Raw genomic sequence first — 5,583 nt, forward strand, 5'->3', positions numbered from 1 at the left:
GGAGGCCATCAACCGCTACGTGGCTGAAACCAATGCACGTCCCAAGCCCTTCACCTGGACGGCCAACCCAGATGAGATCATCGCTGCCGTCCGGCGAGGGCACCAAGTGTTAGATTCCGTCCACTAGCGGCCTCGGGCCAGGCGCTGACGGATCCCCTCCTGAGCCGCGTCCAGATCGGCATAGGTGGGATGATCGGGTCCATCCAGGCAGCCAAAGCCTGCCTCCAGGTACCACTGGCCGGATGCGCCATTGTACTGCTCACCGAGATGGGTCAGCACCGCCACCAGCCGCTGCTGTCCGTTGAACACCAGCATGCCTTCTTCATCGCTGCCGTTGCCAACCCGGATCGGCTGAAGGGTCATGCTGCTGCCTCCTGCCGCTCCAGATGCAGGTAGGCCGGGTCGAACTCGCCGGCTGCCTTCAGCTTGTCCCAATCGAGCACTTTCAGGCGGTCGCCTTTCAGCTCGATCAGGCCGTTGGCTCGCAGTTGCTGCAGCATCCGGTTGACGTGAACCGTCGTCAGGCCAATCGCATCGGCAAACTCGCCCTGGGTGATCGGCAGATCACAGGCATGGTCCTCGGCCAGGCCCACCGCCCGCAGGCGCACCAGCAGCTCGCACAGAACATGGGCGATGCGCTGGTAGCCTTCGCGCTGCCCGACATTCATCACCCATTCCCGGAAGATCGCCGCATCGATGAGGGTCTCGCGCCAGAAGGCGGCGGCGAGGCGAGGGTAGCGTTCGCAGATGTCGCGCAGGACTTCATGCGGGATGAACCCCACCCGGCACGGGCTGATGGTGCCGATGCTGGTGTCCAGCACCTGGAGATGCAGGCTCTGCAGGTCAGGAACATCGCCGGGAAGGTTGAAGGAGACGATCTGGCGCTTGCCTCCCGCGGTGACCTTATAGGTGCAGGCAAAGCCGCTCAGGATCAGGCACGACCGGGAGGGACGGTCGCCCTGGCGGACGATGTCCTGGTCGGCCTTGATGCCCATGACCTGCATGGGCAGGTTTTCAAGGACCTGGCGCTCGTCATCGGCCAGCGTGAAGATGCTCTCCAGCTTGCGGATGAGCCGATTGTTATCAGGAACTAACGATAAGCGCATGATGAGCTCCCCTGGCCTGCAGGCGGGAGCACACGGATCTCTCTGCTATCAGCGCCTGAGATCAGTTGCTGACAGTAAAGTAACTCTCACATGCAAATAAATCCCTGTCTTACATCTATGTGGGTCTTGAAGATTAACTTCGCCGAGAAAGGCTCTGCTTGGCTGGTGAAGGGACGGCGATCTGGCACAAGGGCCGATGAGAATCGCTGTGCAAGCGCAGCGCCGTGCGCGAGCGGGTGCTTGGCGAAACCAGGCTGATTGTGCTGACGTTGCCGCTCGCGGAGATCGGGCATGACGGTCATGGGAACGGTCGCCTGGTTTGACCTGACCAGGCAGTTTGGCTTCGTGGCCCTGAGCAATGGCGACAGTGACGCCTTTCTGCACATGTCGGTGCTCAAGCAGGCGGGCTATGTCTGGCTTCCGCGTGGAACCACGGTGCGGGTCAGGATCGAGGCGAAGCGCGGCAAGCAGCGGGTTGCTGAGGTACTGGAGATTGACCACAGCACCGCCAGGCCGGGGGAGAACGCGCCGATCCTGCGCAAGCCCAAGACCTGAAGGCCCTAGGTCTGTCCCGTAATTTGCAGAACTGCCTTTATGGAACATGTTTCAAAGTGTTCGCAGCGGCTTATGGAACGTGGCGCTGGCTATTGAGTAAAATGACTCTCACGGAGAGCCTTGGCAGGGGCGCGAATACTCATAAATGCTTTGCAGGCCACGAGCAACAGAAAGGCCCCCTCACCGATGGTTGCCGAACTGGTGAGGAGGCCTCCGGAGTAGAAGGGAGTAGAAGACCGCGTCGAACAGCCTCCACCGCCCCAACTCATTCGGTTGCGGCTTGTTTCAGCATAGCCATAGGAAAAGCCCCTCACGGCTGGGGGCGTGAGAGGCTTGAGGCTTCAAGGAAGGGCAACCATGAGCCGGGTTACGGCCGCCCACCCTGCTTCGTTCCCGCCGGTTTAACCCAGTTGATAGAATTGCCGGCCCATCGGCGTAGGCTGAGGATCTCCCCCTTCGTGAGGAGCTCCCAAGAACCCTGCTCCCTCCCGGCCTCCGGCGAGGGAGCTTTTCATGGGGCACGTGAGGAGAGATCGATGACACGGCAAGAGAGCGAGACCGTAATTCGCCGGCTTGTCGAAGAATGGGTCGAACTCAGGGGAGTCACGCAAGGGCCGAGCGCGGCGCCGAGCTTCTCGGACTTCTACGCGTGGCTCCAGCAAGACTACTCGCCCTACTTAGAGTTCCGGAGCGCCACATCAGTCCGAGCCGATGTTGAGCGTTGGTTTAACGACGAACTGGGCCATGACTGGCTGAACTAAACCTCTTCCACCATCTCTGCCCGCGTCCACCTGATGTTTCAGAGCTGTCAGGCTCGCTGGAAACGACGGATAATCAGCCGTTGAGCCCAGAGGGAGGGTGTGTCATGCCCCGCTTCAAACAACTGGCTAAGGGAGAACAGCCCGCTAATCCGGAGAAGTTTATCCTCATCGAGGTCATTCGCGAGCCAGCCATTGGCTACTATTACAGAGTGACCGGAAAAGGCTTGGGTCCGGATTACCAACCGTCCAGCGTTTTCCCGGACTGCACGCTGGACAAGGCCCGCGAACGTGCTCGGGAGCTGGCCAAGGTTGTGCACTTGCCAGTCATCTACCTGAGCAGCGGCATTGCCCAAATGGAGACGTAATTGCGGTGCGGTCGGGATCTGCTCGGCACCATCCGCCTGGTGCGGAATTGCGGACGGATCGGCACCAACGGGCAGGAGAAGGCCGAGGAATACGCCGACGAACTCGAGACGGGCCAGGCACTTGAAGCCGTCGCCCGAGCCAAGCGGATGAGGGGCTATCGGGATCTGTACAAGATCAGCTTTCGTTGACTGCCACGCGTATCATCAGCAACCAGCCGAAGTCATCTTGCCGAAGAGATTGTTGTCGGATTTGGCGATGTAGATCAGCGCTGGCAGGCAGTACAGCACGAGGAAGAGAATGGCGGAAAGGACCAATTCATCCATGGGCGCCTCCCTTGTTCGGTCCTAATCCTGCTCCTCCTCTCGCCATGCTACATAGCAATTACGCGGAAGCCCATGTCTGGAATGTAAGTAGAAGAACGCGGTGACCAAGAAAAAAGCGCCCGTCGGAAGAGGGCGCTCAAGGTGTCGGACCCGTAGGGGCAAAAGAGGGTTCCGATTGACAATCATCTATTCAGATCAGGTTCATTCTGTCACTGCTCTATTTTCAATCGAGATGCTGCATACCTCTTCCTGAGTAGGTGTGCGGTGTTCTCCCGTGAGGGCAAATACGGGCCGGCGGGTCGCGCACACGGTCAGCAAGACTGGGCGCGACCCTTTCCCATGGCCGCTTTGGCCCAATCACATACGTGCATGTCAAACCTACCGCGCAATTTCGCATAAGGCCCGATATGGAACGGCAGCGCCGCAGATTTCGCGGAAGGCCCTTTAGGGTCGAGCCTGTGTCAAAACGCGGACGAGCTGCTTCGTGGAGCAATTTAATTTCTTGCAAGCGTGATTAGACCGGGAAATCCCCGGCACATTGGCGTGAATTTGTACAAATAGTTCGCCGAGATCCGCTTCATTTGAGTTTTGACACAGCCTCGGTCCTTTATGGAATGCAAAGCCGCCTAGCGCCCTCGGGCCAGGTGCTGCCTGATCCCCTCCTGGGCTGCGTTCAGATCGGCGTAGGTGGGATGATCCAGGCCGTCCAGCAGAGCGAACTTTGCTTCGAGATACCAATGCCCGGACACCTCGCCATACTGGTCGCCGAGGTGGGTCAGCACCGCCACAAGCCGCTGGTCGTCATCAAAGACCAGCATGCCCTCTTCGTCGCTGCCAGTGCCAACCCGCACCGGCTGAAGGCTCAGGCTCATGCGGCTACATCCTCCCGCACCAGATGAAGGTAGGTCGGATCGAACTCGCCCACCTGCTTCAGCTTGTCCCAATCGGGGATCCGCAGCCTGGTTCCCTGGGTTTCGATCAGGCCGTCAGCCCGCATCTGCTGGAGCACCCGGTTGACGTGAACCGGGGTGAAGCCGAGCGCGTCGGCAAACTCAACCTGGGTGATCGGCAGGTCGCAGACATGATCCTCGACAAGGTCAACCGCCCGCAGGCGCACCACCAACTCACACAGGACATGGGCCATGCGGCTGACGCCCTCGCGCTGTCCGACATTCATCACCCATTCCCGGAAGATCGCCGCATCGATCAGGGTCTCGCGCCAGAAGGCGGCGCCGATGCGTGGATAGCGGAGACAGATGTCGTGCAGGGCCTCGTGCGGGATGAACCCCACCCGGCACGGGCTGATGGTGCTGACGCTGTTGTCCAGCACCTTCAGGTGCAGGCTCTGGAGGTCAGGGATATCACCGGCGATGGTGAAGGAGACGATCTGGCGCTTGCCGTGGGCCGTCATCTTGTAGACGCAGGCAAAGCCGCTCAGGATCAGGCAGGCCCGGGAGGGCTGATCGCCCTCGCGCACGATGTCCTGATGGTCCTTGAGCACCGCCACCTGCATCGGCAGGGTCTCAAGCGCTTGGCGCTCGTCATCGGTGAGCGTGAACACGCTCTCGAGCTTGCGGATGAGCGGATTGTAGTCGGGGTGAAACGGTGAGGACATGGGACGCTCCCCAGATGTGCAAGCGGGAGCACGCGCATCTCTCAGTCACCAGCGTCCGGGATCAATGGCTGATGATGAAATCACTGTTGCATATGATGGAATGTCTGTCGCACATCTACGTTACATTGAGGGATTAACATAGATCATGAAGGCTGATGTGTTTGTAATGGTACGGTTCTGCATAAAGTGATTAACAGAACCTCCAAGCATAAACTATGTAAAGTTCTGTCTGGGCCATACCACCTATACTGACATTCTTGTTTCTCAGGGTGTCAGGCCACTTGGCATTGACCTTTCGCCCCAACATGAAGGCGAAGGCGATGACCCTCGACATCTCATTCCAACCTATGCGCGTGCTCATCGACGGCCACGACAGCGATGGCCGTCTCATCCTTGCAGATAGCCAGCTCGCGGCCGTGATCGTCCGCCTCGATGGCGAGACCCATAACCCTGAGCACAAAGGGCAATGGTATCTGGAAGCCGGGTTCGGCAAGTGCACCATTCGCGTTGCGCCCCTGTTCAGGACGCCAGAGGAGGCAGGCGCCTGGGTTGAACAAACCTTGATGCGCAAGGCAGTGTAATTCGCGGACCAAGCTCTTTGGTCCGGGCAGTGCCACAATGTATGGTCCGGCCGTGCGTCGCAAGATGATGTTGGCGGACTGACGAACGTGAGAGCTGCATCAATGTATTCGGCCTCTGTGTGGAGCGTCAGCTCCGGGCCAGCATGGGTATCCGCGCGCATCCAAGGCTGACTAGCGGAAAGACCTCTGTGGGCCATCATGGCACCCAGTCTTGTGGTTGCGCCGGGCAGACCGTTCGTCCATCTCCTTCTTCATCTCGCAGACCTCGGCAGGACA

At 59.5% G+C, this 5,583-nt stretch carries 9 protein-coding genes and 1 pseudogene; 6 read left to right on the forward strand and 4 right to left on the reverse strand.

What is annotated here, in order from left to right; genetic code table 11:
- A pseudogene (locus tag FS320_RS46440) lies at positions 1-127 on the forward strand (IS630 family transposase); the annotation flags it as partial.
- Here the strand turns inward: FS320_RS46440 and FS320_RS36615 are convergent.
- Positions 124-363, reverse strand: a complete 240-nt coding sequence (locus tag FS320_RS36615; protein ID WP_152717241.1) for a hypothetical protein — start codon at positions 361-363, stop codon at positions 124-126. The pseudogene FS320_RS46440 and the gene FS320_RS36615 overlap by 4 nt on opposite strands.
- Positions 360-1,106 (reverse strand): Crp/Fnr family transcriptional regulator, encoded by a 747-nt coding sequence (locus tag FS320_RS36620; protein ID WP_152717242.1) that lies wholly within the window; start codon positions 1,104-1,106, stop codon positions 360-362. Before FS320_RS36620 ends, FS320_RS36615 begins: the two co-directional genes overlap by 4 nt.
- A 291-nt stretch (positions 1,107-1,397) precedes the next feature.
- On the opposite strand from FS320_RS36620, the gene FS320_RS36625 reads away from it, so the two are divergent.
- The 4 genes from FS320_RS36625 (at position 1,398) to FS320_RS36640 (ending at position 2,976) form a co-directional block, all read left to right on the forward strand.
- Entirely contained in the window at positions 1,398-1,661 is a 264-nt protein-coding gene (locus FS320_RS36625) for a cold-shock protein (RefSeq protein ID WP_152717243.1), read from the forward strand.
- Between the two features lie 536 nt (positions 1,662-2,197).
- Positions 2,198-2,422: a hypothetical protein gene (locus FS320_RS36630; RefSeq protein ID WP_152717244.1), complete on the forward strand. Its 225-nt coding sequence runs from the start codon at positions 2,198-2,200 to the stop codon at positions 2,420-2,422.
- Positions 2,423-2,526: 104 nt separating this feature from the next.
- The gene (locus tag FS320_RS36635) at positions 2,527-2,787 is read left to right on the forward strand and encodes a hypothetical protein (RefSeq protein ID WP_152717245.1); all 261 of its coding nucleotides are present in this window, start codon (positions 2,527-2,529) and stop codon (positions 2,785-2,787) included.
- Entirely contained in the window at positions 2,788-2,976 is a 189-nt protein-coding gene (locus tag FS320_RS36640) for a WGR domain-containing protein (protein WP_152717246.1), read from the forward strand. It begins immediately after the preceding gene.
- Positions 2,977-3,737: 761 nt separating this feature from the next.
- Here the strand turns inward: FS320_RS36640 and FS320_RS36645 are convergent.
- Entirely contained in the window at positions 3,738-3,983 is a 246-nt protein-coding gene (locus tag FS320_RS36645; protein ID WP_152717247.1) for a hypothetical protein, read from the reverse strand.
- A complete protein-coding gene (locus FS320_RS36650) occupies positions 3,980-4,726 on the reverse strand; it encodes a Crp/Fnr family transcriptional regulator (protein WP_152717248.1) in 747 nt (248 codons plus the stop codon). Before FS320_RS36650 ends, FS320_RS36645 begins: the two co-directional genes overlap by 4 nt.
- 281 nt (positions 4,727-5,007) lie before the next feature.
- Between FS320_RS36650 and FS320_RS36655 the strand changes: the two genes are divergently transcribed.
- Positions 5,008-5,307, forward strand: coding sequence for a hypothetical protein (locus FS320_RS36655; RefSeq protein ID WP_152717249.1), 300 nt, complete (start codon positions 5,008-5,010; stop codon positions 5,305-5,307).
- The last annotated feature ends 276 nt before the right edge of the window (positions 5,308-5,583 follow it).

This window comes from Microvirga tunisiensis (assembly GCF_009296175.1).
GTDB classification, from domain to species: Bacteria; Pseudomonadota; Alphaproteobacteria; order Rhizobiales; family Beijerinckiaceae; genus Microvirga; species Microvirga tunisiensis.

Coding starts and splice junctions, on each gene's coding strand:
- FS320_RS36625 (WP_152717243.1), top strand. CDS start 1,398: ATGACGGTCATGGGAACGGTCGCCTGGTTTGACCTGACCAGGCAGTTT.
- FS320_RS36635 (WP_152717245.1), top strand. CDS start 2,527: ATGCCCCGCTTCAAACAACTGGCTAAGGGAGAACAGCCCGCTAATCCG.
- FS320_RS36615 (WP_152717241.1), bottom strand. CDS start 363: ATGACCCTTCAGCCGATCCGGGTTGGCAACGGCAGCGATGAAGAAGGC.
- FS320_RS36620 (WP_152717242.1), bottom strand. CDS start 1,106: ATGCGCTTATCGTTAGTTCCTGATAACAATCGGCTCATCCGCAAGCTG.
- FS320_RS36650 (WP_152717248.1), bottom strand. CDS start 4,726: ATGTCCTCACCGTTTCACCCCGACTACAATCCGCTCATCCGCAAGCTC.
- FS320_RS36645 (WP_152717247.1), bottom strand. CDS start 3,983: ATGAGCCTGAGCCTTCAGCCGGTGCGGGTTGGCACTGGCAGCGACGAA.
- FS320_RS36630 (WP_152717244.1), top strand. CDS start 2,198: ATGACACGGCAAGAGAGCGAGACCGTAATTCGCCGGCTTGTCGAAGAA.